General features: G+C 63.2%; 22 protein-coding genes. 14 read left to right on the top strand and 8 right to left on the bottom strand.

The genetic code is table 11. The features are described from left to right. Positions 1-43 precede the first annotated feature (43 nt). A complete protein-coding gene (locus ACL02S_RS01420) occupies positions 44-1297 on the bottom strand; it encodes a cytochrome P450 family protein (protein ID WP_412800399.1) in 1254 nt (417 codons plus the stop codon). Positions 1298-1613: 316 nt separating this feature from the next. Here ACL02S_RS01420 and ACL02S_RS01415 point away from each other — a divergent pair, with 316 nt between their 5' ends. Both ACL02S_RS01415 and ACL02S_RS01410 read left to right on the top strand, forming a co-directional pair. Further along, complete coding sequence (locus ACL02S_RS01415; RefSeq protein WP_412800398.1) at positions 1614-1988, top strand: VOC family protein; 375 nt, start codon at positions 1614-1616, stop codon at positions 1986-1988. Between the two features lie 68 nt (positions 1989-2056). Further along, positions 2057-2629 carry a GNAT family N-acetyltransferase gene (locus ACL02S_RS01410; RefSeq protein WP_412800397.1) on the top strand — a complete coding sequence of 191 codons (573 nt, stop codon included), beginning with the start codon at positions 2057-2059 and terminating at the stop codon, positions 2627-2629. Positions 2630-2936: 307 nt separating this feature from the next. On the opposite strand, the gene ACL02S_RS01405 is transcribed toward ACL02S_RS01410, so the two are convergent. Beyond that, positions 2937-3557, bottom strand: coding sequence for a hypothetical protein (locus ACL02S_RS01405; RefSeq protein ID WP_412800396.1), 621 nt, complete (start codon positions 3555-3557; stop codon positions 2937-2939). Positions 3558-4041: 484 nt separating this feature from the next. Between ACL02S_RS01405 and ACL02S_RS01400 the strand changes: the two genes are divergently transcribed. Further along, a complete protein-coding gene (locus tag ACL02S_RS01400) occupies positions 4042-4182 on the top strand; it encodes a hypothetical protein (protein ID WP_412800395.1) in 141 nt (46 codons plus the stop codon). A gap of 189 nt (positions 4183-4371) precedes the next feature. Here ACL02S_RS01400 and ACL02S_RS01395 read toward each other — a convergent pair whose 3' ends face one another. Next, positions 4372-5004 (bottom strand): TetR/AcrR family transcriptional regulator, encoded by a 633-nt coding sequence (locus ACL02S_RS01395; RefSeq protein WP_412800394.1) that lies wholly within the window; start codon positions 5002-5004, stop codon positions 4372-4374. Positions 5005-5237: 233 nt separating this feature from the next. Between ACL02S_RS01395 and ACL02S_RS01390 the strand changes: the two genes are divergently transcribed. Further along, entirely contained in the window at positions 5238-7430 is a 2193-nt protein-coding gene (locus tag ACL02S_RS01390) for an MMPL family transporter (protein WP_412800393.1), read from the top strand. Between the two features lie 89 nt (positions 7431-7519). Here the strand turns inward: ACL02S_RS01390 and ACL02S_RS01385 are convergent, their stop codons facing one another. Next, the gene (locus ACL02S_RS01385; RefSeq protein WP_412800392.1) at positions 7520-9280 is read right to left on the bottom strand and encodes a multicopper oxidase family protein; all 1761 of its coding nucleotides are present in this window, start codon (positions 9278-9280) and stop codon (positions 7520-7522) included. Positions 9281-9548: 268 nt separating this feature from the next. Between ACL02S_RS01385 and ACL02S_RS01380 the strand changes: the two genes are divergently transcribed. The 8 genes from ACL02S_RS01380 to ACL02S_RS01345 all read left to right on the top strand — a co-directional run bounded on the left by ACL02S_RS01380 (position 9549) and on the right by ACL02S_RS01345 (position 17538). Next, positions 9549-10679: a 4Fe-4S dicluster domain-containing protein gene (locus ACL02S_RS01380; protein WP_412800391.1), complete on the top strand. Its 1131-nt coding sequence runs from the start codon at positions 9549-9551 to the stop codon at positions 10677-10679. Continuing rightward, on the top strand, positions 10666-11157 hold the full coding sequence (locus ACL02S_RS01375; RefSeq protein WP_412800390.1) for a Crp/Fnr family transcriptional regulator: 492 nt from the start codon (positions 10666-10668) through the stop codon (positions 11155-11157). Before ACL02S_RS01380 ends, ACL02S_RS01375 begins: the two co-directional genes overlap by 14 nt. Before the next feature lie 3 nt (positions 11158-11160). Further along, entirely contained in the window at positions 11161-12015 is an 855-nt protein-coding gene (locus ACL02S_RS01370; protein ID WP_412800389.1) for an FAD/NAD(P)-binding protein, read from the top strand. After that, positions 12012-12773 (top strand): NADH-quinone oxidoreductase subunit B family protein, encoded by a 762-nt coding sequence (locus ACL02S_RS01365; protein WP_412800388.1) that lies wholly within the window; start codon positions 12012-12014, stop codon positions 12771-12773. The genes ACL02S_RS01370 and ACL02S_RS01365 overlap by 4 nt, the downstream gene beginning before the upstream one ends. Next, positions 12770-14059: a Ni/Fe hydrogenase subunit alpha gene (locus tag ACL02S_RS01360; protein ID WP_412800387.1), complete on the top strand. Its 1290-nt coding sequence runs from the start codon at positions 12770-12772 to the stop codon at positions 14057-14059. Before ACL02S_RS01365 ends, ACL02S_RS01360 begins: the two co-directional genes overlap by 4 nt. Continuing rightward, entirely contained in the window at positions 14056-14517 is a 462-nt protein-coding gene (locus ACL02S_RS01355; RefSeq protein ID WP_412800386.1) for a hydrogenase maturation protease, read from the top strand. The genes ACL02S_RS01360 and ACL02S_RS01355 overlap by 4 nt, the downstream gene beginning before the upstream one ends. 75 nt (positions 14518-14592) lie before the next feature. Beyond that, positions 14593-15054, top strand: a complete 462-nt coding sequence (locus ACL02S_RS01350) for an NUDIX domain-containing protein (protein WP_412800385.1) — start codon at positions 14593-14595, stop codon at positions 15052-15054. A gap of 510 nt (positions 15055-15564) precedes the next feature. Next, positions 15565-17538 carry a beta strand repeat-containing protein gene (locus ACL02S_RS01345; protein WP_412800384.1) on the top strand — a complete coding sequence of 658 codons (1974 nt, stop codon included), beginning with the start codon at positions 15565-15567 and terminating at the stop codon, positions 17536-17538. Positions 17539-17767: 229 nt separating this feature from the next. On the opposite strand, the gene gnd is transcribed toward ACL02S_RS01345, so the two are convergent. Beyond that, positions 17768-19213, bottom strand: a complete 1446-nt coding sequence (gene gnd / locus ACL02S_RS01340; RefSeq protein WP_412800383.1) for an NADP-dependent phosphogluconate dehydrogenase — start codon at positions 19211-19213, stop codon at positions 17768-17770. A gap of 595 nt (positions 19214-19808) precedes the next feature. Between gnd and ACL02S_RS01335 the strand changes: the two genes are divergently transcribed. Then, complete coding sequence (locus ACL02S_RS01335; protein WP_412800382.1) at positions 19809-22160, top strand: arylsulfatase; 2352 nt, start codon at positions 19809-19811, stop codon at positions 22158-22160. 8 nt (positions 22161-22168) lie between these two features. On the opposite strand, the gene ACL02S_RS01330 is transcribed toward ACL02S_RS01335, so the two are convergent. Continuing rightward, complete coding sequence (locus ACL02S_RS01330) at positions 22169-23041, bottom strand: phytanoyl-CoA dioxygenase family protein (protein WP_412800381.1); 873 nt, start codon at positions 23039-23041, stop codon at positions 22169-22171. Further along, positions 23038-23646 carry a TetR/AcrR family transcriptional regulator gene (locus ACL02S_RS01325; protein WP_412800380.1) on the bottom strand — a complete coding sequence of 203 codons (609 nt, stop codon included), beginning with the start codon at positions 23644-23646 and terminating at the stop codon, positions 23038-23040. The genes ACL02S_RS01330 and ACL02S_RS01325 overlap by 4 nt, the downstream gene beginning before the upstream one ends. Positions 23647-23873: 227 nt before the next feature. Between ACL02S_RS01325 and ACL02S_RS01320 the strand changes: the two genes are divergently transcribed. Next, positions 23874-24143: a hypothetical protein gene (locus ACL02S_RS01320; RefSeq protein WP_412800379.1), complete on the top strand. Its 270-nt coding sequence runs from the start codon at positions 23874-23876 to the stop codon at positions 24141-24143. 157 nt (positions 24144-24300) lie between these two features. Here ACL02S_RS01320 and ACL02S_RS01315 read toward each other — a convergent pair whose 3' ends face one another. Continuing rightward, positions 24301-25329: an ornithine cyclodeaminase family protein gene (locus ACL02S_RS01315; RefSeq protein ID WP_412800378.1), complete on the bottom strand. Its 1029-nt coding sequence runs from the start codon at positions 25327-25329 to the stop codon at positions 24301-24303. Positions 25330-25662 lie beyond the last annotated feature (333 nt).

The raw sequence follows: 25662 nt of genomic DNA, 5'->3' as shown, positions 1-25662 counted from the left end.
TCCGGTAACACACACTACCTTCCGGCTCCCCTATCTCATCGCATCACACCAGGGGAACCGTCGACTCAGGGAAGACGACGGGTAAGGCGGTCAATGCGCGATGAAACGGACCGGGTCGCCAGGTCAGCTCGCTCGTCGGTACGGCAAGGCGTATCTCGGGCAAGGCATCGAGCAATTGGTCGATCGCATCCTGAGCGATCAGATAGGACAACGAATTGGCCGGGCACATATGCGGCCCGCCACCGAAGGACAGATGAGCGCGGTTGCCCAGGTATTGCTCCGTGCTGATCGCTGGATCGGTGCTGCAGGCGGCCATGCTGATCACGACCGGCTGGTGCGCGGGCAGCCAGACATCGTCGATCAGGATCGGCTGCTTGGGGAATCTGATACAGAGGTTCGAAACCGGCGGATCATTGAACAACACCTCGTCGAGGGCATCCCGGGTCGACAGGCTGCCACCGAGCACACTGCCACCGAACCGTTCGTCGCTGAGGATCAGCAATAAGGTATTGACGATCAAATTCTGCTGCGGTTCAATGCCGGCCCCGTACAGCGTGGCCAGCTGATGCACCAGCTCCGTCTCGCTCAACTCGACAGGATGTCGCAACAGCCGGGTCGCCACATCGTCGCCGGGTTCGGCGCGCTTGAGCTCGATGAGCTCGGTCAGCGACTCCATCAACATCGCGTTCCCGCGGTCGGCGTCGACGCCCTCGAAGATCGCGGCCATCCCGGTCGCGGCGCGCTGCGCCAGCTCTGCCGGACAACCGAGTATGGCATTCAACACTTCGAACGAAAGCGGGAACGCGTACTGGCGGATCAGATCCGCCGACCCGTCCGCAGAGAACGAGTTGATCAGCGGCATCGCGACGCGCGCCACGGTCTCGTGCAAACTGTAGTGATCGACCCCGTTCAGACCCGCCACATTCGCCTGCCGGTAGCGGGCGTGCGCGGCGCCGTCGCTGCGCCGCGCATTCGGTCGCCACTGCATCATCGGCAGTATCGGGCAATCGGTGGGAACATCCTGCTGCCAGGTGCGTGGATCGGCCGGAAAATGGTCCGGATCGTTGAAGATGCGCACTGCGGCGTAGTACCCGATCACCAAGGTCGCCGACACCCCGGGCGCCAGCTCTACCGGCACCAACGAACCGTAGCGTCGACGCATCTCGCGATAAGCACCATGCGGATCTGCCGCGAATTCCGTTGTGTACAGCGGAATTCTCGGACCGTCGGTGTCGATCGGCGAACCGTGCGACGCACGGCCGGATCGGCTGTGCGCTGAGGACGGGGACATCGTCATCGGGAAAGCTCCACATAGTCGGACTACAAGCCCAGGTGAGCCTAGGCAGCTTCGCGGTCGAATGCACTGGAAATGAGTCAACAAGTATGTAATTCACTCACATCCCGCCGCATCCATCGACTACTCTCGACGGTGATGACAACCGGGATGGCGCGACGCCACACACAGATGGGTGACCCGGTGCTCGTCTGAGTACCTGCCGAGCCGGTGCGGGCTCGCTCCAACAACTATCGCGGACGCCGTATCCGACTGCGCGGGCGCCGCCTCCGCCGTGATCGATCACGAGCCCGAAAGATCAATCACGACAGGAGAATTCATGACCACGCGTTTCAACCATACGATCATCGCCGCACAGGACAGCGACGAGTCCGCCGCCTTCTTCCGCGATATCCTCGAACTGACCGACGCCCCGTCGTGGGGTGTGTTCACCAACCTCCTCTGCGCGGACGGGGTGCTGCTCCAGTTCGCGCAACCACCGGTCGAGATCCAGCCACAGCACTATGCGTTCCTCGTCGACGACGAGTTGTTCGACCGGGCGTATGCGCGCCTGCGCCACCGCGATATCGAACACTGGGCCGATCCGCACTTCCAGCAACCAGGAAGGATCAACACAGGCCACGGCGGCCGAGGCGTCTACTTCCTGGATCCGGCCGGACATTTCATCGAGATGATCACCCGGCCATATCTGTAACAGCCAGAGCGGCGTCGCACTCCGTATCGGTGTGCCACACCGTCCCGTACCGGACACGCTGCCCGGCAATGGAGGTTTCCTTCCGTTACCGGGCAGCTCTGCTGGTCAGCGTCGGAGCCGAAAGCGCACCGGACCGCAAGATGATTACCGATATCGATAAGGACATGCCGATGACCCACACCCCCGATGTCGTCATACGACAGGCCGAGGACCGTGACATCCAAGCGCTGGCGCAGTTGCGCCGCCGGTGGTCGGAAGAGCAAGCGGGCCGATCACTGGAGGACAACGGATTCGACGAACAATTCGCCCAGTGGTACGCAGCCGAATCGGAACACCGGACCATATTTCTAGCCGAGATCGACAGCAACACGGTCGGCATGGTGAACCTCACCATCTTCGAGCGTATGCCACGGCCCGGCCAACCTGCCTCACGATGGGGCTATCTCGGCAACGCCTTCGTGCTCGTCGAGCACCGCTGTCAAGGGATCGGTGCCGCACTGCTCAACGCCTTGATCGCATACGCGAGGAGCCGCGAATGCATCCGAATTGTGCTGTCTCCCACTGACCGATCAGTGCCCTTCTATCGCCGGGCAGAATTCGGCCCAGCCACGATGCTCCTCGCGCGCACCTTCCGAAACTGACGACTCGCACGCGGCCGACCGATCGGTAGACGCCGACCGACAGCGAAATACCAGGAAAAACTTTGTGCCAGAACACTTTTGCTGTGTGCGCGGCCGAAGACCGCGCACACCCCGCTGAATAACCTCCTTCATCGATACCCCCAAGTGACTGCACCCTTACGTATCTCGAACAGCGTGTCGTGGCGAGCTTGCCAGTGCCGGCCGGAGCGGGCAACAGGGAACGCCACCGCTCCGCATCCCCACCGCACTGGATTCATCTCCCCGCTGATCGGGGCACTGAATCCGCGCAAGCGCCCGGACGCGATCGCTAATGGTAGATAACCTCAGGAATGCATGGACCGAGCTTGGCGGAAGTTTTCGGAAATTTTCCGCCTCTTTTCTGTGGACTGACAGTGAAGTGCGCACCTTCTTTGACTACGTCCACCGCAACGCAGGCCGAAGGGATGCCGGCGATTTTTGCAAATTCTTTCCCGAGCACCTCTTCTGAGCTCATCTTCAATTTTTGCGAGTAGTTGCTCACACCATTTTCGTTTGTAATCGGCTTTTCGGTGAGATACTTGATATTCCAGAATGCTTCTACGTAGACCAAGATCCCGGAAACCACTTCGAATCGGTCACGTAGGACCTTTTTCGCCTCCTCCTCCGCCTCTTGTCCGGTCAGATTCGTCTCGAATTTCGGGATCGGGCGGGATACGACCGGCGTATTATATTCTTCCAGATCTTCCTCGAGTTGAGCCATTACATTTGTCGAATTAAGGCCCCAGTGATTATCGCGAGGATGCAAGCTGAAGTGTGCTCCCAGTAGCGAGCCATCAGAAAGCTGGTAAGTAACCGTAAGACAGCTCGTAATTCCGTATGAGATAGATGTCGAACTCCTTCCGATATCGCCTTCATCCAGTGTTATCGCTTTATCTTGCTTTACAACCATTTCAGACTCCTCGGATTCCGATTCGTTTCTTCGAGATTCCCTTTCTTTGCTCTCGATCCTCAGGCTCGACCTGTCGTCACAATGAGGTCGTATACGAGCGAGTCTAGCTGTGAGACAAGAACTTTGGCGGGTTTTCCCCAGAGACAACCGGTCGGTTCGTCTGGTCGCCGCCGGTCTGCGCATCGGCGTGACATAATATCTTCAGGAGTGAATCCTGTTGTGGTTCCGACCGATCCACTGCCACTGACAGAGGAACCAGCCGCGCAGCTGATCTGGCTGTGACCAGGCTCGATGCGATAGAGTCCTAGCATCAGGTTGTGGTCACGGGCAAGGGCGCCGAGATCGTTATGCCGAAATCCGAAGTCGCGGAGTCGAAGTGGCGGCCGGGCATGAACTCGCAGAACTCGTCGAAATGTTCTGTCCCGGGTTTTTCGGAGCCGGGATGTTGTATTCTTGTGCCACTCTGACGATGAGGAGGAGTGGTATGGGACGGCGTGTGTATCCACCGGAGTTCCGGCGTAAGGTAACTGATCTGGTCGAGGCCGGCCGTAAAGTGGCTCTTCCTGGTCAGCAGGGCTCGATCGGCCTGGTCCTGGATGACACCGGCCGTGATCGGCGGATGTAATCCCACCGTACCGGCGGCGTTGGTTGTCTGGATTTCCGGATCCGATGGCGATGCGGCCGGTGTGTTTATCGAGACCCGGTCATTCTGAAGCGATCCGGTGATCGTAGGTTCTCTTCCGCGGGGTCGACTCGTGCAGGATATGGTCCGCGATCGGAATATCTACTGTCTCGACAAGAAGAAGTAACTCTCTCATCGAGTGAGATCGTGGAGCGGTTCACCATTCACATGGGGATCGCTCGAGCGGTATGGCTCGGCATCGGGGCCGGTAGCGAATCCGCGTAGCACCGTGGCGATGGTCCCGTGGATCGCACGCTCACGTTCATCGTTGTCCGCGGCCGCCAGCGGGCCGTCGACGATCAGCGATGCCAGTCCGTGCACAGCCGACCACGCCGCGAATTCGGCATCCGCGCGTTGTCGTTGATCCATGAAACCCACCGCGACGAGCCCGTCGAGCGCCACCGAGATCAGATCGAAGATCGGGTCCTCGTGCTTCTCGTCCAGGCCGACGTCATTGTGGCAAAAGGCCGTGCGGAACAACCCCCGCTCACGTTCGGCGAACTCGATGTAGCCGCGCCCGGCGGTGTACAGCCGGGCGATCGCCATGGCCACGGGTTCGTCCTGAATCGGAACAGCTGCCATCGCCCCACTGAGCGCGTCGAACAAGCTTTGTTGCGCACGTTCTCGCACTGCGGCCAAGAGTTCGTCGTGGTTGGCGAAGTGTCGGTAGGCGGCGGTTGCCGTGACTCCGACTGTGCGGGCCGCCGCGCGAACGGTTACGGCCGAGGGGCCACCGGCTTCGGCCAGTTCGGCGGAAGCGCTCACCAGCGCGTTGCGGAGGTCTCCATGGTGGTAAGAGCCCGTGCGCCCTGATCGTGGTGCCCCATTTCCGGTGATGTCCACCTCAGCAATGTTGACACCAGCACAGATCGACTGGCAAGTTAACACCCGTAAAGTTCACACCCGTAAAGTTTGTGCATGTCAACATTCTGTGCACGCACTCCCCCACGGCCTTGCTCTTGTGACGGAATCGACCGTCGTCACGCTACCGAGAGGACATGACTATGAGAGGTGCGCTGGAACGGCTCGGCGATCTCGCTTTCCGATATCGCCGAGCGGTTGTCGCCATCTGGGGGGTTGTCCTTGCCCTCCTGATCGGCGGCGTTGCCATGTTCGGCCAGGAGCTGGACGAGCGTTTCACGGTCCCAGGCGCCGAATCGCAGCAGGCGCTCGATACGCTGACCGAGACGGCTCCCGGTCTTGCTGGCGCTACAGCGCAGATCGTTTTCACCGCCCCACCCGGACGCGACATCACCGAGCCCGGCTATCGCGCCGCGATCCAGCGCACCCTGGACAAAGCTTCGCAGGCGCCGCAGGCCACCGGAATCACCACTCCGGAGCAGGCAGGCACCATTTCCGCGGATAAGCGGACCGCGGTGGGCGTGGTCAATTTCCCCGGTAGCCAGTCCGAGGTGAAGCAAGCGGCACGCGATGCCATCGATGCGGCGGCGCAGTCCGCGCAGGAATCCGGTCTGCAGGTGGCGGTCGGCGGAACCGTCTATAACGTCAGCCAACTGGAACCGAGCATCATGGAGCTCATCGGCCTCGGTGTCGCTGTGCTGGTGCTGATCATCACTTTCGGCTCGCTGCTGGCGGCGGGTATGCCGCTGCTGTCCGCGCTGTTCGGTGTCGCTGTCGCGCTCGCCGGTCTGCTGACCGCGACCTCTGTGGTTACGGTCTCCTCCACCGCGATGACCCTGGCCTTGATGCTCGGCTTGGCCGTCGGTATCGACTATTCGCTGTTCATCCTCTCGCGACATCGTGCGCAACTCGCCAAAGGGATGGCACCACACGAATCCGCGGTCGCTGCCAATGTCACCGCAGGCGGTGCGGTGGTGTTCGCGGGCATGACCGTGATCATCGCGCTGGCGGCCATGAGCGTGATCGGAATCCCGTACCTGACCGTGATGGGCCTCGCCGCGGCGATGTCGGTTTTCGTCGCTGTCGCTGTCGCTGTTACCTTCCTTCCCGCGCTCGCCGGTTTCGCTGGGGCTCGGTTGACCCCTCGCCCCGGATCACGCTCGCATCAGCGTGCCACCGGTGATGCGGTCGAGAGCACCACGATGGGTGGCCGCTGGGCTCGTATGGTGACAGCGCGACCGCTGGTGACAACTCTCGTGGTTGTCGGGGCCATGGCCGTGCTGGCCGTTCCCGCCGCATCGCTGCGAATGGCCCTGCCCGATAACGGTTCCGCCGCGGCGGACAGCGGCAAACGGCAGGCCTACGACACAATCAGCGAGAAGTTCGGTCCCGGCTTCAACGGCCCACTGGTGCTGCTGGTCGACGGACCGGCCGGCACAGGAACCAGTGCGGCCGGCAGTGTCGCCACCACGGTCCGCGACCTGCCGAATGTCGCGTTCGTCGCCCCACCACAGGCCACAGGAACCCCTGATCAATCGGTTGTCATGATCGTGCCTTCGACAGGCCCACAAGACGAGCAGACCGCCGATCTGGTGAACACCATCCGGGATACCGTCCGGGATTACCCGGCGCGCAACGGCACCACGGTGACGGTCACCGGCAACACCGCGGTCAACATCGATGTCTCCGAACGGCTGGCCGACTCCCTACTGCCGTTCTTGATGATCGTCGTCGGCCTCAGCCTGCTGCTGTTGATCGTCGTGTTCCGCTCGATCGCCGTCCCGGTGAAGGCCACCGTCAGCTTCCTGCTTTCGATCGCCGCATCACTTGGTATGACTGTCGCCGTCTTCCAATGGGGCTGGGGTGCTGACCTCTTCGGTGTCTCGCGAGTCGGGCCTGTGGTCAGCTTCCTGCCGATCATCCTGGTCGGTGTGCTCTTCGGCCTGGCGATGGACTACGAGGTCTTCCTCGTCTCCGGCATCAAGGAGGAATGGAACCGTACGCATAAGTCATCGGCGGCCATCATCGACGGAACGCGACACAACGCTCGGGTGGTCACCGCCGCCGCCACAATCATGGTTGTGGTGTTCGCCTCGTTCATCCCCACCGATGACGCGATGATCAAACCGATGGCATTCGCCTTGGCGACCGGTGTGTTGGTTGACGCCTTCGTCATCCGCTTGACTCTCGTTCCCGCGATCCTCGAGCTACTCGGCCGCCACGCGTGGTGGCTACCGCGGCCACTCGATCGGATACTGCCCACTGTGGACCTGGAAGGTCACCGGAACGAGCCCAACGAACCCGAGCACGTTCTCACGCCGACTGCCTGAAAACACATCCGATGAGGGTGAATCGCAGTTCCGGGGCCGCCGGTGGAAGACAGGCTGCCCCGGAACTGTGTCTCACATGCTTCTGTTCCTCAGCGCACAGTCCGGTACCGCAACATCATTTCGTTGTCTTCGTGATCGAGGATGTGGCAGTGCCAGACATAGCCCTGCAGATCGCCGGAGTTCGCCGAAGTCTGGGCCGGAGCCAGGGTATCGAGCGGCGCCGAGCTGGGCAGTCGAGAGAAGGGGGCGTCGGGGTCGAAGCCCAGTTCTTCCTCGGTCGGGAAGCGAACGATGATCCTGGTGACCGTGCCTCCCTTGACCTGCACGGTGTCCTTCCACCCGGATTCCCATGCGGCGGGCGGAGATTGCGCCCCACCCAGGAATGCCTCCGCCGACGGCGTCCACTTCACCCCCAAGGGTGGTTGTCGATTGGCCAGCCGATACGCGACGGTCCGTAGTGGAGTGCGTCCCATGGTGCGGAAAGAGACCAAGTGCAGATGAATGGGATGCGGTTCGGAAGTGACGTTGATGAAGTTCCACTGCTCGACGGTGCCTTGGCGCGGCATCTCGATATCGGGATCATCGAAAGTCAGGTTGTTCAGTGCCATGATCGCAGGCGGGATGCGTAACTCGAGAGGTTGGCTCAACGTCAGATTCCGGAATACGGTCGGCGTCTCCAGCGGGGGCAAGGCCGGAGGCAGACCGGGAGCGCCACGTAATCGGCGCGGAACGCTCCCGGTGAACCCTCGGCGGCTGTCGGCGCGGAAACGACAGAACAACGGCATGGTGACTATGCCGAGCGTGGACGCCTGCAAGGGCGGAGGCAGATCGTTACGCAACTCGACCGTCTCCCCCGGTGCCAGACCGGAGAAATCGACCAGCAGATCGACGCGTTCCCCTGGTCCGAGCATCAGGCTCTCCGTCACGACCGGGGCGTCGAGCAACCCCTGGTCGTTGCCGATCGCCCAGAACCGCATGCGATTGCTGAAGAAGAGATTCAATGAGCTGAACGAGGCCGCGTTGAGGACCCGGAAGCGGTAGAGCCCCCGTGCGACGTCCAGCCGCGGCCACGCTATACCGTTGACCACTCCGACATCGCCACCGCCGCCGCCCTCCCACGATCCTTGCGGAATCACCCTGATGATCCTGGCGCTCTGCATCCCTTCCTGAGTGAAAACCTTCTCCTGCAGTACCAAGGGCATTTCGAATTCACCGGTGGGCAGCCCGAGAGGGTTGCCAGGCTCACCGGTATCGAACTCGTCACGCAGCAGCACCATGCCCGCGAGCCCGGCGTACACGTTCAGCCGGGTGATCCCCATGGCGTGATCGTGGTACCACAGGTTCCCCGCGTCCTGGCGCAACGGATAATGATGCCGGGCGCTCTGCCCGGGAAACACCAGATGCAGGGGATTTCCATCGCTGTCCGGCGGAGTGACGCCACCGTGCAGGTGTAATACGGTCGGCGGTATCGTCCGGAAACTCTGGTCGACGCCATACAACGTGGTATCGATGTCCGCGGCGAAGGGGTGGGTGGCCACTCGATTCCGGAACTGGAGATGCAGGGGTTCGTCGACGCGGCGCTCGATAGTGGGCCCGAGGTAGCTCATCCCGCCATAGCCGAGCGCCGGTGAATCGGCGAGATCCCGGTGGAATCGGTGTGTCGTCGTGGTGGCCGCCAGGTCCAGTCGATCGCCACGCAGGAACGGTAACCGCGGTAGTTCATCGACGAACGGCTCGATCTCGGGGGAATGGAAGATCAGCGGGCTTTCGATACCGTCAGGCCATAACGGTTGCCCACCGGCACGGCTTCCCGGCCACGACATTGCGGCTGCGGTGGCGGCGGCGCTCATGCCACGAAGAAAGCCACGACGGTCGACGGCTGGACACATCCTCTGACGCCTCCTCTAGCTCCTCGTCGCGCATGGGGACACCGCGCTGGACGGTACCCGGCGGTAGCGGTTCAATGCGTCAACCGATCGACTCGGGGGCGTCATGTCATCCGCAGAGTCCTCATGGCATCCGCCATAGGGATCGGGGACCTTCGTCCCTCGCCGGGGTAGCCGCTGTTCGACCACACTCGACAACGGACGGATCCACCCCGACCGAACAGAGGCCTCGATGACTCCTGGCGACACCGCGGTGATCGACCGCGCTGCTCTGAATCGTCTGGTGGATGTACTGCGTGCGCATGGGTACCGAGTGATCGGCCCGCAGGTGCGCAACGGCGCGATCGTCCTGGACGAACTGGATTCGGGCGCGCAGCTACCCGATGGGTGGGGTGTGGAGACCGCGCCGGGCCGGTATCGGCTGCATCGCCGCGATGATGAGTCGGTGTTCGCGCATTCGGCCGGACCAGGATCGTGGAAACAGTTTCTGCATCCACCACGCCGCAAGGTCCTGACAGTCGGACCGGATCTGGTCGAGGAACCCGTTGCGGATGCGCCGGTCCGCTCCGCGTTTCTCGGTGTCCGCGGCTGTGATCTCGCTTCGATCGCGATCCTCGGGCGCGTGCTCGGTGGTGGAACATATCCCGATCCCTCGTTCACCGCCCGCAAGAAAGACCTTTTCGTCGTCGCGGTGAACTGCACCGAGCCGGGCGGTGTCTGCTTCTGCGCATCCATGGGCACCGGACCAGGAGTATCCACCGGATACGACCTCGCCCTCACCGAGCGCACCGTGGAGGCGCGGCAGCAATTCCTGGTCGAGGCAGGCAGCGAGGAGGGCGCGAGTATTCTCGCCGAACTCGCCGCTCGTCCGGCCGAACCGGCCGAGGTCGCTCAGGCAGGCGCAGCAGTGTCCGCGGCGGCTGGCCGGATGGGCCGTGCGATGCCCGATGTCGATATCCGCGCCCTGGTCCACGACTCGAGGCAGTCGCAGCACTGGCAGGATGTCGCGAGCCGCTGCCTCACCTGCGCCAACTGCACCATGGTGTGCCCCACCTGTTTCTGCACCAGCACAGAAGACGTCACCGACCTCACCGGTGATCACGCCGAGCGCTGGCAGCGGTGGGCCTCATGCTTCGAAATGGACTTCTCCTATATGCACGGCGGTACTGTGCGGCATTCCGGAGAGAGCAGGTACCGGCAATGGCTGAGCCACAAGCTCGGCACCTGGCACGATCAATTCGGTAGCTCGGGATGCGTCGGATGCGGGAGGTGTATCGCTTGGTGCCCCGCCGGGATCGACCTGACCGCGGAGGTGACCCGGCTCGCCGAACTGGCCGAGGAAGCCACCGATGCCAACGGTTGACGAACTGGCCGGGTTCGCTTGTCTGGCCGCTCTCGGTAGGGACGAGCTGAGCATCCTGGCGCGGGCCGGTCGTGATGTGTCGTTCCCCGCCGGACATCGCGTGATAGCGGAAAACCAGCCCGCGGAACGGTGTTGGCTGATCCGGCGCGGCCGGATCCTGCTGCAGGCTCAGGTGCCGGGACAGGGCGAGGTAGTCGTGCAAACCTTGGGTGACGGCGATCTGCTCGGCTGGTCCTGGCTGGTGCCGCCCTACCGATGGCATTTCGGAGCGGTGACCGCCGAACCGGTGGACGCCATCGAGTTCGATTCGGCGACACTCACCGAATTCGCGGACTCGGACCCTCGATTCGGCCATGCGCTGACCCGGATGCTGTTCGAAGCGATGCTGGAACGGTTGCAGGCCACCAGGGCCAGGTTGCTCGATCTCTATCGCAACCCCGCCGAAACATGTACCCCGTATCACGGCTGGGCGAGGTGAAGAATGAGTGTCGCGGCACCGGAACACGCGATGTCACCCGGCGATACGATGTTGCCCTACCGGGTCGCTGGCCGCACGGTACAAACCCGCGATACGGTGACACTGCTGCTCGAACCGATACGCGTTGCGGCACCGCGGTTCCTTGCCGGGCAGTTCATGATGCTCTACAGCTTCGGTGTGGGCGAGATCGCGATATCGATCAGTGGTAACCCCGCGGCTCGCACCGATCTGCTGGAGCACACGATCAGGGCGGTCGGTGCGGTCAGCGGCGCGCTGCACAATACCGGCATCGGCGGTGTCATCGGCGTGCGCGGGCCTTTCGGCACCGGGTGGGATCTGGCCTCCGCGGCCGGAAACGATCTGGTCATCGTCGGCGGTGGTGTCGGGCTGGCACCGCTACGGCCGGTGGTGCTCGGCGCGCTCGCGGCCAGAGAAAGCTACCGCCGGATGATCGTGATCACCGGAGCCCGCACGCCCGCGGATATCCTTTTCCGCCACGACCAAGAGCAGTGGCAGACAGCCGATTCGATCGAATTCCGGCAGACTGTCGACCATCCGGCCCCGGAATGGACCGGCCGGGTCGGCTTCGTCACCGAGCCGCTGGCCCAGATACGACTGGACCCCGGCCGCACAACGGCATTTCTCTGCGGTCCGGAACCGATGATGCGATTCTGCGCGCATACGCTGGAAAGCAAGGGAATTCCGGATACCGACATCCGAGTATCGCTGGAACGCACTATGCAGTGTGGTGTCGCACGCTGCGGGCACTGCCAGCTCGGACCACTGTTGCTCTGCCGCGACGGTCCGGTTGTCGACTACTCGGTGGCCGAACCACTTCTGGGGGTGCCGGAACTGTGACAGCGATACCGACACTCGCGGTGTGGAAGTTCACCTCCTGCGACGGCTGTCAGCTCACCTTGCTCGACTGCGAGGACGAGCTGCTCCCCCTCGCGGGCCGGGTGCGCATCGCGCATTTCACGGAAGCTTCCAGCGCGACCGAACCAGGACCGTATGACATATCGCTGGTAGAGGGTTCGATCACCACACCGGATGATCAGCGCCGGATTCTCGATATCCGCGAGCAATCCCGGATTCTGGTGGTGATCGGGGCATGCGCCACCCACGGTGGTATCCAAGCGTTGCGCAATTTCGCCGATATCACCGAGTTCACCTCGATGGTGTATGCCAGTCCGCAGCACATCACCACGCTGGCCACGTCCACCCCGATCTCGGCGCATGTGCCGGTGGATTTCGAATTGCGGGGCTGCCCGATCGACCGCCATCAGCTACTCGACACTCTTGGCGCGCTCTTGGCGGGCCGTTCTCCTGATATCCCGAACACCAGCGTCTGCACCGAATGCAAGCGCCGCGGCACCACCTGCGTGACTGTCGCCGAGGGAATTCCGTGCCTCGGCCCGGTCACCCAGGCGGGCTGCGGCGCCCTGTGCCCGGCATACCACCGTGGTTGCTATGGATGCTTCGGCCCGATGGCGAACCCCAATATCGGTGCACTGCTACCCATTCTTCGGGTCAACGGCATGTCTACCGGTGATATCGACCGCGTTTTCGCGACCTATGCCGCGGCGGAACCGGACTTCACGGAGCGGCCACGATGAGTCGGCACAGACAATTACGGGTCGAGGCACTGGCTCGTGTGGAGGGTGAGGGCGCGCTGCGCATTGTCGTCGCGGAGGGCAGGGTCGAACGCGCGGAACTCAACATCTATGAGCCACCGCGCTTCTTCGAGGCCTTCCTGCGTGGTCGCGGCTATACCGAACCACCTGATATCACCTCCCGTATCTGCGGTATCTGTCCGGTGGCCTACCAGACCAGCGCGTGTAACGCACTCGAACAGGCCTGTGGCATAACGTTGGATCAGCCACTGGCCGAGCTGCGACGGCTGCTGTACTGCGCTGAATGGATCTCCAGCCACTGTCTGCACATATATCTGCTGCACATTCCCGACTTCCTCGGCTACCCCGACGCGATAGCGCTCGCCGCCGACCACCGCGAGCGCGTCGAACAGGGCTTGGCGGTGAAGAAGGCGGGCAATACGCTTTTCGAGCTCATCGGCGGCAGAGCGATCCATCCGATCAATATCCGCGTCGGCGGCTTCTACTCCGTCCCAGAACCCACCGACTTCGGGCCGGTCACCGAACTACTGCGCCGGGCCTTGGATGACGCGGTACAGACCGCCCGATGGGCAGCAGGCTTCGACTTCCCCGATCTGGAACTCGACTACGCTTTCCTTGCCGCGACCGAATCGGACCGATACGCCATCACGACTGGTGATGTGCACACCAGCACCGGGCTACGTTTTCCCGCGGCCGAATTCCCCCACCACGTGGTCGAGCAGCAGGTACCGCATTCGACCGCCCTGCACGCGACACTCGACGGCGAACGCTACCTGACCGGACCACTGGCCCGATACACACTGAACTACCAGCAACTGTCACCGTTCGCCCGGCAGGTCGCGGCCGAGATCGGGCTCGGCACCGAATGCCGCAACCCGTTCCGCAGCATCCTGGTGCGGGCGGTGGAAGTCGTCTACGCCATCGAGCAGTCGCTTACACTCATCGCCGACTACCAACGCCCCGCCAGGGCCGCGGTTCCCACCGAGCCACGCAATGCGACCGGCCACGGCGTGAGCGAAGCGCCACGCGGTCTGCTCTACCATCGCTATGCCATCGATGACGACGGCCTCGTGCGCTCGGCCACGATCGTTCCACCGACCTCCCAGAACCAGGCCGCGATCGAAGACGATCTGCGTTCGGTGGCCTCGAACAACCTCGAACTGGACGACGCCGCGCTCACCACACTGTGTGAACGCGTCATCCGCAACTACGATCCGTGTATCTCCTGCGCGACCCACTTCCTGTCCATCGACAGAGTGCATCGATGACCGGAGCACGGGCAGTTGTCATCGGCGTCGGCAACGAGTACCGCCACGACGACGGAATCGGCCCATTCATAGCACTGTGTATCGAAAAATATTGTTTGCCAGATGTTTTCGTCACCATATCCGATGGTGAGCCAACCGGTCTCATCGACAACTGGTCCGACGCCTCTCTCGCTGTCGTGATCGACGCCGCGCTCTGCGAACCGTCTACGCCAGGTCGGGTTCGACGCAATGACATCGAGCTACTCACCCACAGTTCCGCCACGAGCACACACGCCTCCGGCATCCCGGACGCATGGTCGCTGGGATGCGCACTGGGCCGTATCCCGGACAAACTTGTCGTCTTCTCGGTAGAAGCATCCTGCTTCGATTACGGTGTGGGCCTGTCCGCTCAGGTTGCGGCCGCAGTGCCACAGACGATCGAAGCGGTACTGGCAGAGCTGAAATCGGCGCAGCCATAGCCAACACCGCCGGCCTCCACGCAGAATCGTGACCATGACCGGTTCGGAACCGATACATGTGGGATGCGAGGAGCCATGAGCGATTATGTGCGCTGGGTCCGGGAACGAGTGGGACACCAACCCATCCAGCTTACTTTCGCCGCTGCCTGCATCCTCGATGCGGGGCGGGTGCTGTTGCAATGTCGCGGTGACGACACGATGTGGTGTTTCCCTGGCGGGGCCGTCGAACTCGGCGAATCCATCGAGGACGCGGTGCGCCGGGAGGTCATCGAGGAGACCGGATTCGATATCGAAGTCGATGCGGTACAAGGCATCTACAGCCGCTACTGGCACACTTATCCGAATGGGGACATCGCCCAGCCCATCACGACATTCTTACGTTGCAGCATCATCGGCGGGGCGCTCTCGGCGCATGATCCGGAAACCATCGACCTGCGATTCTGTCGGCTCGACACGCTTCCTGGTCCGATGATGAACCAGCAGCATTGCGACGCGCTCACCGATCTGCAGGCCGGACGACTGGGCGTCCTGCGCTGAGCAACGTGATCTGCCCTCCGCTCGGCACAGGTGTCCGCGACAAGAGCCCGTCGGAGCATCGGCCGAGACACGGTTGTCCCTCTCAGCGATACCGCCGTGGCTGCGCCGAGTGCCGCCCTCCGAACACACTGGAATATAATCCATTGTGCAGCAATGTATTTGACCAATCGAAGTCACTCAACCTTATAGCAGTCCCGGTGACTGCTGCGGCTGTGTGTCTTTCCGATGCTCTGCACCGTAGTCGTTCGATTCGCTGGATGATGCGCGGATCCGCGACTGCTCACCGACACCAGCTGAAATCACTTCGCCACAAGACAACACGCAGTGCCGGGAGCGCAACGTGTCATCACCTCGAGACAACAATCTGAAAACGGACAAAAACAGACTATGAGATCCCTTGCCCGGCAACGGTTACGGGGGCGTTAATGGAGGAGCCGGGCCAACAACACACGTCGGGCACCCCCCGGTGAACCGTACCCATCACCACACAGCACTCGAAGGGGTAATGGTATGCCTACCATCACCGCCATCTTCCCGACCTTCGGACCACCCTCCGGCGGGAACTCCGTCATCATCACCGGTACCGGGTTCACCGGCCCCACCTCGGTGTACTTCGGTGGCACCGCGACCACCTTCACCCTTGACAACCCCACCCAGATCACCGCCCTGGCCCCACCAGGATCCGGCACCGTGCAAGTCACCGTGGTCAACGCCGGCGGCGTCAGCAACGGCGTCGCCTACACCTACGGCGCACCCCCACTGCCGACCCTGACCGCGATCGTACCCACCTCCGGCCCCGCCACGGGCGGCACCGTCGTCGTACTCACCGGTACCAACCTCACCGGCACCACCGCCGTCACCTTCGGCGCCACCCCCGCGACCTCGTTCACCGTCAACTCCGCCACCCAGATCACCGCCATCGCCCCCGCCGGGGCCGGGACCGTCGCAGTCACCGTCACCACCGCCGCGGGCACCAGCAACGCGCTCGGCTACACCTACATCGCAGTACCGACCATCCTCGCCCTCAGCCCCGCCACCGGCCCGGCCACCGGCGGCAACGCCGTGATCATCACCGGCACCGGCTTCACCGGCGCCACCGCCGTCACCTTCGGCGCCACCCCCGCCGCCGGATTCACCGTCGACTCCGCCACTCAGATCACCGCCATCGCCCCCGCAGGCGGACCCGGCGCGGTCGGGGTCACCGTCACCACCCCAGGAGGAACCAGCGGCGCCGCCCTCTACACCTACCTCGCCGCCCCCACCATCACCACCCTCCTCCCCGCGGTCGGACCAGAGGCAGGCGGCAACGCCGTGGTGATCCTCGGCAGCGGCTTCACCGGCGCCACCGCCGTCACCTTCGGCGCCACCCCCGCAGCATTCATCGTCGACTCCCCCACCCAGATCACCGTCACCGCACCCCCAGGAGTCGGCCTGGTCGGGGTCACCGTCACCACCCCAGGAGGCACCGGCGGCCCTGCCCTCTACACCTACCTCGCCGTCCCCGCCATCACCACCCTCTTCCCGATCAGCGGACCAGAAGCAGGCGGCACCGTGGTGATCATCACCGGCACCGGCTTCACCGGCGCCACCGCCGTCACCTTCGGCGCCACCCCCGCCGCCGGATTCACCGTCGACTCCGCCACCCAGATCACCGCCACCGCACCCCCAGGAGTGGGCGCGGTCGGGGTCACCGTCACCACCCCAGGAGGAACCAGCGGCCCAGTCGTATACACCTACATCCCGGTACCGGTCATCGCCACCATCCTCCCGCCCAGCGGACCAGAAGCAGGCGGCAATGTCGTGGCGATCGGTGGCACCGGCTTCACCGGCGCCACCGCGATCACCTTCGGTCTCACGCCGGCAGCAGCATTCACCGTCGTCTCCGACATCCTTATCACCGCCACTGTCCCCGCCGGGGTTGGCACGGTCGGGGTCACCGTCACCACAGTAGGAGGCATCAGTCTCCCGGCGCTCTACACCTATCTCGCGCTTCCGACCGTCCTCGGGCTCAGCCCGATCTCGGGCCCGGAAGGGGGTGGGACCGCCGTGATCATCACCGGCAGCGGCTTCACCGGCGCCACCGCGGTCACCTTCGGCATCACCCCCGCAGCCGGATTCACCGTCGACTCCGACACCCAGATCACCGCCACCTCACCTGCCGGGGTCGGCGTGGTCGGGGTCACCGTCACCACAGCAGGAGGCATCAGCATCCCGGCGCTCTACACCTACGTCCCGGTACCGGTGATCGCCGTGATCGCCCCGCCCGCCGGCCCTGCAGCAGGCGGTACCCCTGTGGTGATCTCCGGCACCGGCTTCACCGGCGCCAGTTCGGTCACCTTCGGCGGTCTCGCAGCGGCATTCATCGTCACCTCCGACAGCAGTATCACCGCAACGACTCCCGCGCACCCCGCAGGAGCCGTTGCGGTCGGCGTCACCACCGTGGGAGGCACTGATTCCTTGCCCGCCAGTTTCACCTATGTATAACAACCACCGGTCCTACCGGACGACCACCGAACCAACTGAGTCTTCTTCGGCACCACATCCGGTAGGACCCAACCGTTAAGAACAGAACAACACCCACTCCAACGGCGGCCGCACTTCCCTCCCAGGGATCACGCGGCCGCCGTCTCACTTTTTGTATCGACAACCGCCGCCAGAGGTTGCCGATCCCCGGCGTGATCAGCACGCCCTGCGCGACGAAGGCCTGCGCCGATCAGCCGGCGGAAACTTCGCTGCGGTCGCCGCTCCAGAGCGTGTGGAATTTGCCCTCGGCGTCGATGCGTTCGTAGGTGTGCGCCCCGAAGAAATCGCGTTGCGCCTGGGTGAGCGCGGCCGGGAGACGCTCGGCCCGCAGGGCATCGTAATACGACAGGGACGAGGCGAACGCGGGCACCGGAATGCCGAGCATGGTCGCGGTGGCGACAACACGCCGCCAGCTATCGATAGCAGTCTCGATCGCTTCACGGAAGTACGGTGCGAGAATCAAGCTCGGCAGCGCCGGGTTCTCGTCATAGGCTTCCTTGATCCGGTTCAGGAACCTGGCCCGGATGATGCATCCGCCGCGCCAGATCGTAGCGAGGTCCCCTGGACGCAGGCTCCAGCCGTATTCGGCGCTTCCCGCGGCGATCTGGTCGAAACCCTGGGCGTATGCGACGACCTTCGATGCGTAGAGTGCCTGCCGGATGTCCTCGGTGAACTGCTCGATATCGGTGGGCTGCTGCGCCAACCGGCCCGAAGCCAGACCGGACGCGGCTTTGCGCTGTGCACGAGAACCCGACAGGGCCCGCGCGAAAACGGCTTCGGCGATGCCCGTCACCGGCACCCCGAGGTCGAGCGCCGACTTCACCGTCCAGCGTCCGGTGCCCTTCTGCTCAGCGGCATCGACGATGACATCGACAAGCGGGCGACCGGTTTTCGCGTCGACCTGTTCGAGGACTTCGGCCGTGATCTCGACGAGGTAGCTTTCCAAGTCCCCGGAATTCCACTGGGTGAACACGTCGGCGATCTGCTTCGCGTCGAAACCGAGCGCGTCCCGGAACAGGTGGTAAGCCTCGCCGATCAGCTGCATGTCGGCGTATTCGATACCGTTGTGCACCATCTTGACGAAGTGCCCCGAACCATCGGGGCCGATATGGGTGCAGCAGGGCGTTCCGTCGACTTTCGCCGAGATCGACTCCAGCAGCGGCCCCAGCGACTCATAGGATTCCGCGGGACCGCCCGGCATGATCGCGGGGCCGTTGAGCGCCCCTTCCTCACCACCGGAGATACCGGCGCCGACGAAATTCAGCCCACGCTCCCGCAGCGCGGCCTCCCGCCGAATGGTATCGGTGTAGAGGGCGTTACCACCGTCGATGATGATGTCGCCCGGCTCCATCACCGCGGCGAGTTCCTCGATGACGGCATCCGTCGGGTCGCCTGCCTTCACCATGATCAGAACCCGGCGCGGCTGCTCCAACGCGGCGACGAACTCCTCGATGGTTTCGGTCCGCACGAAGTCGCCGTCGCCGCCATATGCCTCGAGCAATGCGTCGGTCTTGGCGATGCTGCGGTTGTGCAACGCCACCGTGTAGCCGTTCCTGGCGAAATTACGGGCGATATTGCTGCCCATGACGGCCAGGCCGGTGACCCCGATTTGTGCACGCGCGGTAGAGGTCGGCATCAATCAGCTCTCTTCATTCGTTCGATATAGGTAATGGCAGGTCCGCGCGAAGCTGGTCGGCGGTAACCTCGCGGAGCCTGCTCCACGATTCTTCAGACCTTACCTACCCTGTCTCTGTCGAACCGCGATCGCCCGTCCCGCTGGGACGGTGCGTCCACCACCCGCGCCGCCGCTGACCAACTGTGGCGGCGCGGATGGCCACGACCTCGATATCAGTGCTCCGGTTCGATGCGAGGCTCCTCGGCTCGGCCGGAGAATGGCGTACTTCATTCACTGACAGTCCCCGATGTGTCGACTAGCATTCGACCTGTGCCGTCGCAGTAGCGAACGGCTGAAGAGCACCGGGGCGCTCGCGTGGCGCTCATTATCTTCCTCGGCGGTATCGAGACGGACCTTGCCGTTGTAGCGGACCCGCCGACAGCGCGGATTTCATCAGGATTCGGAACGAATAGTTCGAGCACCGCACAGCACTCGATCATCTCGCTGACGAAACGGTCGCGAACATCGCCGACCGGACAGTAAGGCCGATAGGAGCGAGCACCCACATATCGCCCAGTGCGGTACGCATCGGGCCGCAGGACGGAGGACCGAGCAGATGGCACTCGAGGAGTATCGGCAAGGAACCGCATTCCCCGGCATCATCGGGCGGACGACCGACGTCTCGACCCCGGCATGGCCGCAACCGGTGCGTGCGGTACCGGGGGCGCCGAACCTGCTGTTCATCGTGCTCGACGACACCGGTTTCGGGCAACTCGGCTGTTATGGCAGTCCCATAGCCACACCGCGTATCGACGAGCTCGCGGCAGGCGGCCTGCTGTACAACAACATGCATACGACAGCACTGTGCTCCCCCTCGCGTTCCTGCCTGATCACCGGACGCAATCACCACGCCAACGCGATGGCGGGCATCACGGAAATAGCCACCGGGTATCCGGGCTACAACGGAAATATCCCGTTCGAGAACGGATTCCTCTCCGAAATACTGCTGCGGCACGGATACAACACCTATATGGTCGGCAAATGGCATCTGACGCCCGCGGAGCAGGAATCGGCCGCGGGGCCTTATGATCGCTGGCCGCTCGGCCGTGGCTTCGAACGGTTCTATGGCTTCCTCGGCGGTGATACCAGCCAGTGGTATCCGGATCTGGTCTACGACAACCACCAGATCGAGCCGCCCACCACACCGTACGAGGGCTACCACCTGACCGCGGATCTGGTCGACAAAGCGATCTCCTTCATCGCCAGCGCGAAACAGGTCGCTCCGGACAAGCCGTTCTTCTTGGACTTCTGCACCGGGGCGACGCATGCCCCGCACCATGTGCCACCGGAGTGGCCGGAGCGCTATCGAGGCCGGTTCGACGAGGGCTGGGAGGCTTACCGCGAATACACCTTCGACCGGCAACGGACCCGTGGCATCGTCCCGCCCGACGCGCAACTGTCCCGCCATGACCCGGATGTGCCGGAATGGGGTTCGTTGTCACCGGACGCGCGCCGCCTCGCCGCGCGCATGATGGAGGTTTATGCCGGGTTCCTCTCCCATACCGACCACCACATCGGTCGGCTACTGGACTTTCTCCGGCAGATCGGCGAATTCGACAACACCATGATCATGTTGGTCTCCGACAATGGCGCCAGTCCCGAAGGTGGGGTCACCGGGACCACGAACGAACTGCAGTTCTTCAACAACGCCCCCGAACCACTCGAAGACAGCCTCCGGGCGATCGACGAGCTGGGCGGCCCGACCACGTTCAATCACTACCCGTGGGGCTGGACCTGGGCAGGCAACACCCCTTTCCGACGGTGGAAGCGCGAGACCTACCGCGGCGGGGTCAGCGACCCCTTCCTGGTCCACTGGCCGAGGGGTATCGAGGCGCGGGGCGAGGTCCGTACTCAATACGCCCATCTGATCGACATCGTCCCCACCGTGCTCGACGCGTTCGATATCGATTCCCCGGCCAGTATCCGAGGAGTAGCCCAGTCCCCGCTGCACGGAATCAGTTTCGCGCACACTTTCGACGATCCGGCGGCACCGACCCGGCGCCATACACAGTACTTCGAGATGCTCGGCCACCGCGCGATCGACCATGACGGTTGGCGCGCGGTGTGCCCATGGCCAGGGCCCTCGTTCAGTGAGGCGGAAAGGCCCTTCGGTGCTCCCCTCACCGCCGCGGATCTCGGCGCACTCGATGCCGAGCATTGGGAGCTCTACCACCTCACCGAGGATTTCGCCGAGAACCACGACGTCGCGGCCGAGCACCGGGACAAGCTCGCCGAAATGATCGCACTGTGGTACGTGGAGGCGGGCAGGTACAACGTCCTGCCCATCGACGGCAGCGCGTTGCAACGGATGATGGCGGAGCGCCCGCAGATCACGAGAGAACAGACCCGTTACACACTCCGCCCCGGCACCGAGACCCTGCCCGTCGCCGTCGCACCTCGGGTGCTCAACCGCCCACACAGCATCACCGCCGATGTCGAGATCCCGCCCGGCGGAGCCGAAGGCGTGCTGCTGTGTCAGGGCACCAATATCGGTGGCTGGACCTTCTATATCGCAGCCGGCCGACTGCACTACGCCCACAACTACGTCCGGCGGGCCACGCACCGAGTCTCTTCCACACAGCCCCTGCCCGAAGGCCGCCATGAGCTGCGCTTCGAATTCGAGCCCACCGGCGAGCCCGACTTCTTCCAGGGCAAAGGCACACCGGGAAGCGCCCGGCTCTACCTCGACCAGAACCTGGTCGGCACAGCCGATTTCCCGTTCACCACGCCGATAGCGTTCAATCCCGGTGGTATGACCTGCGGCGCCAACCCGGGGTCGGCGGTGATACCCGACTACGAACCGCCATTCCCTTTCACCGGGCCGCTGCACACCGTGATCGTCGACCTGTCCGGCGATTCGATCACCGACACCGGCAGCGAGCTACGTATGCACATGGCCAGGCAGTAGGGCAACCGTTACTTCTTCTCGAGTAGTCGTTTGGGGTGCAGACCGTCGACCGAGCCGATGAACGGCGGGTGGACACTGTAGCCGAGCATGCGCCGGAGGTCTTCGGAGGCATCGCGGACGGTGTCGAGGCTGGTGGACAGCAGGAATGCCTCCTGGGTGCGCAGCCAGGGCTCGCAGTATTGCGCGGTCAGGGCCAAGCGGGGGTCCGGCGAGCGGTTGGCGCCGCCGCCGTGCCACAGGGTGCCGACGAAGAACACGCACGACCCCGGTGACATTTCCACGATGAGACGGTCATCGGATGGCTGGGGGTTGCGATCCTCGCCCCAGCGATGGCTGCCTGGCAGGACGACGGTGGCGCCGTTGGTGTCGGTGAACGGGTCGATGGCCCAGATCGTGGCAGCGCTCAGCGGCGGGCGGGGCCTGGGAATCGGGTAGAAGCCGTCGTCCATGTGCAGCAGCTGCGGTGTTTCCTCGGGGAGGATGTTGATGACCTGCAGTTGGGAGAGCAGGTAATTGGGTAGGAACAGCCGGTCGAGCAGAGCGAGAACTCGCGGGTGGTCGATAAGCCGGTCGCACTCGCGGGTCTTGTCGAGCACACTGTAGACACGTTGCGTTCGTGCGCCTTCGAAGGTATTACGACCGGTATGGTCGAGCAGCGGGGTGACCGCAGCGCGAATCCGCTCGCAATCCTGCGGTGTGATCAGGTTTTCCAGAATCACGTATCCGTCGCGTTCGATCGCGGCCATATCGGCGTCTACCACGGCCGGATCGACGGTGGCGCCGCTACTGCTGGTCCGCCTGTGCCGCCGCGCCAGATCGTTGCTCAATTCTTTGACATCGGCGATCGGCTGAATGCCATCGACGAGATGATCGGAGTTCATATCGTGCTGCTTTCTTTATCGAGGAGACCAACTGCTCCGGAGACAACCGCCCAGAGCTCATCGATGACCGTCTGTGGTGCTGGACGTGGGGTTCGGGCGAGCGCGACCGACACCACGGCTTGAGTGCCGCCAAGGGTCGCCGCGGCCAGGAATTCGGGGTCGCGGCCCGAGGCGAGTTCGCCGTGCCGTTGGGCTTGGGCGATATTGCGGGCGCCGAGTTCGATGAGCAGGTTGAGCCGTGTGGTGTTGGCCGCGGCCAGTTCCCCGTCGCCAACCAGACCTCCGAGTACGATCGCCGCCAACGGCTCGGCGTAGAGGAACGCGACCCAGTCGCGGATGCGGTGTCGCTCCCGGCCCGCCCAGGTCGGCTCGTCGTAGAGGCGCACAGCCACCGCCTCGTCGAGCCGGTCGTAGTACGCGTCGAGGACCGCGACCAGCAGACCCGTCCTGGTGCCGAAGTACCGGTAAGGAAGCCCGACGCTGACCCCTGCCCGCCGCGCCACCGCCGCGACCTCCAGCTCTCCCGTCTCACGCAGCTCCTGTTCGGCCGCCTCCAGTAATTTCCGGCGGGCGGCGCTGCCACGTGAGGTCTCGGTAGTGCCCATGCAATAACTATAAGTTGAGTTCAACTCAATACGCAAGAGATCTCCACGGATACCGCACACAAGACTTCGCCGCAGCGGCCGATTCGATAGTTCAGGTGACATCGGTGGCGGTTCTCCCCTACATCTAGCGGCACCTCACCAGCGCCTATCTCAAGCCATGCGCCTACCGCGTCGCATGCCCTGATCGCCGGTAGACTGCACGCACACAGAGAAGGGGACCGCGCACCATGAGCAACACGCCGCTGGAAGTTCGGGTGACCCACCTGGAAACCATTGTCGCGTCGCACACGATGAAGCTGGTCGAGCACGATAGCCACGCAGCCGCGCTCGATGAGCACTTCAACGTCGTCTATGGACGTCTCGACCGTGTCGAAGGGGGACTGAATCAGGTCAAGTCGGAGCTGAATCAGGTCAAGACAGAGCTGAACCAGATCAAGGAACGGCAGGACGAGCACACCGTGCTCCTAGAAGCCATCCTGAAGAAACTCGACGGGTAACAGCAGCCCGACCGGAAACCCCCTGGACCGAAGTCCAGGGGGTTTCCGGTTATAGCAGCAAAAAATCAAGCAGCCTCGGGCCGGACCGCGTACCTCTCGGTCCCTGTCGAATTGGGGTTCCGCCTGGTCTGACGAAACCACCGAGAGCTACGCGATCTCAGCTGTACGGATTACAGACGTCGACCGGGCACAGCATGATCGGCAACTTTTCGCCGAGACCCAACTCCTGAGCCAGTTCGAGAAATACGTCGAACGCATGATGGTCCTCGAAGGCGAAACCTGTCGAGTCGAATACGGTCAGCTGGTCATGGCAATGATCGGCATAGTGCGGGTTGGCTGACAACACGTCCAACGTGACACCGATCTCGTGTCGGCCGAGCTTCTGCGACTCTCCTTGAGCCAGCGCTTGCTCGAGGTGGTCTACACAGACAAATGCGCGCTGCAGCAGCGACAACGGAATTTCGATCTTGCCGACTTCGTCGGCGCCAACTGCATTGATATGAAGATGGGGCCGATGAGGAACGTCCGGTATCACCGGTCCGTCTTGCGGCCGAACAGATGTTGCTGTACAGATCACATCCGCACGACGCACTATCTCCGCAGGATCGGTCATCACAAAGTTCGCGTCCAAGAACGGCGTACGCGACGGCAGGCTTTCGGCCATGGTCGATTTCGTATCGAATACGAGAACTTCGCGTATATCGAAAACGCGGCTCAGCGCATGCAGCTGAGTAACCGATTGTGCTCCCGCGCCCACAATTCCAAAAGTGGTGGAGTCTCGGTTTGCCAGCAGAGAACTGGCAATAGACGAGGCCGCGCCGGTTCGTATTGCTGTGATCAAGGTAGCGTCTGCTATGGCCGTAAGCATGCCGCTTTCCTCTTCGAAGCGTGTTACCGCACCGAGAACGGTTGGCAGATTGAATTTTCTGCCGTTATGCGGGCTATATGCGATAGTTTTTATCGTGAGGCTGTCACCGTGTGCGTAGTGCGGCATGTTCTCGACGACGCCGGGCTGGTCTCCCATAAGCGTGAATCCGGTGCGGGCGGGCGAATTCACACAATCACCGCGCCCCAAATCCGCGAGTCGCCGTCGAAGGCAATCTATGACTCGATCCATGATCTCGTCGGCCCCCACGATATCGAGAATGCGGCGGAGATCTTCGCGTCCGAGCACCAACGTATCCACTCTGTCTATTCCCTTTCATCATGTTCGGCACATACGGATAGGCTGTTGCTACAGCAGCATCAAGCAACCTTTGGCAAGCAATCCAGCAGCTGGATCTCGGAACCGACGGCGGAGCCGAAGTCACGGACGGGGCCGGTGTACTGGCGATACCTCCGAGTAACCGTTGGTGTGGTCGAGCCAGCACCGACACCGCGTACGCCACGGGAACAGCCGGTAATCGACAACAGCGACACCACCGCAGACGGCGGCCGTATGCCCTTTGCCACGGTCACACGGCCGCCGTCTTGCCCTACGCCGACAGGGCTGTTTCCCAAGCGTTTACAGATGAGTCCA

It is taken from the genome of Nocardia spongicola, from assembly GCF_047200775.1.
Lineage (GTDB): Bacteria > Actinomycetota > Actinomycetes > Mycobacteriales > Mycobacteriaceae > Nocardia.
Note: the sequence above shows the minus strand (reverse complement) of the source record. Positions and strands in the feature narration are given on the sequence as shown.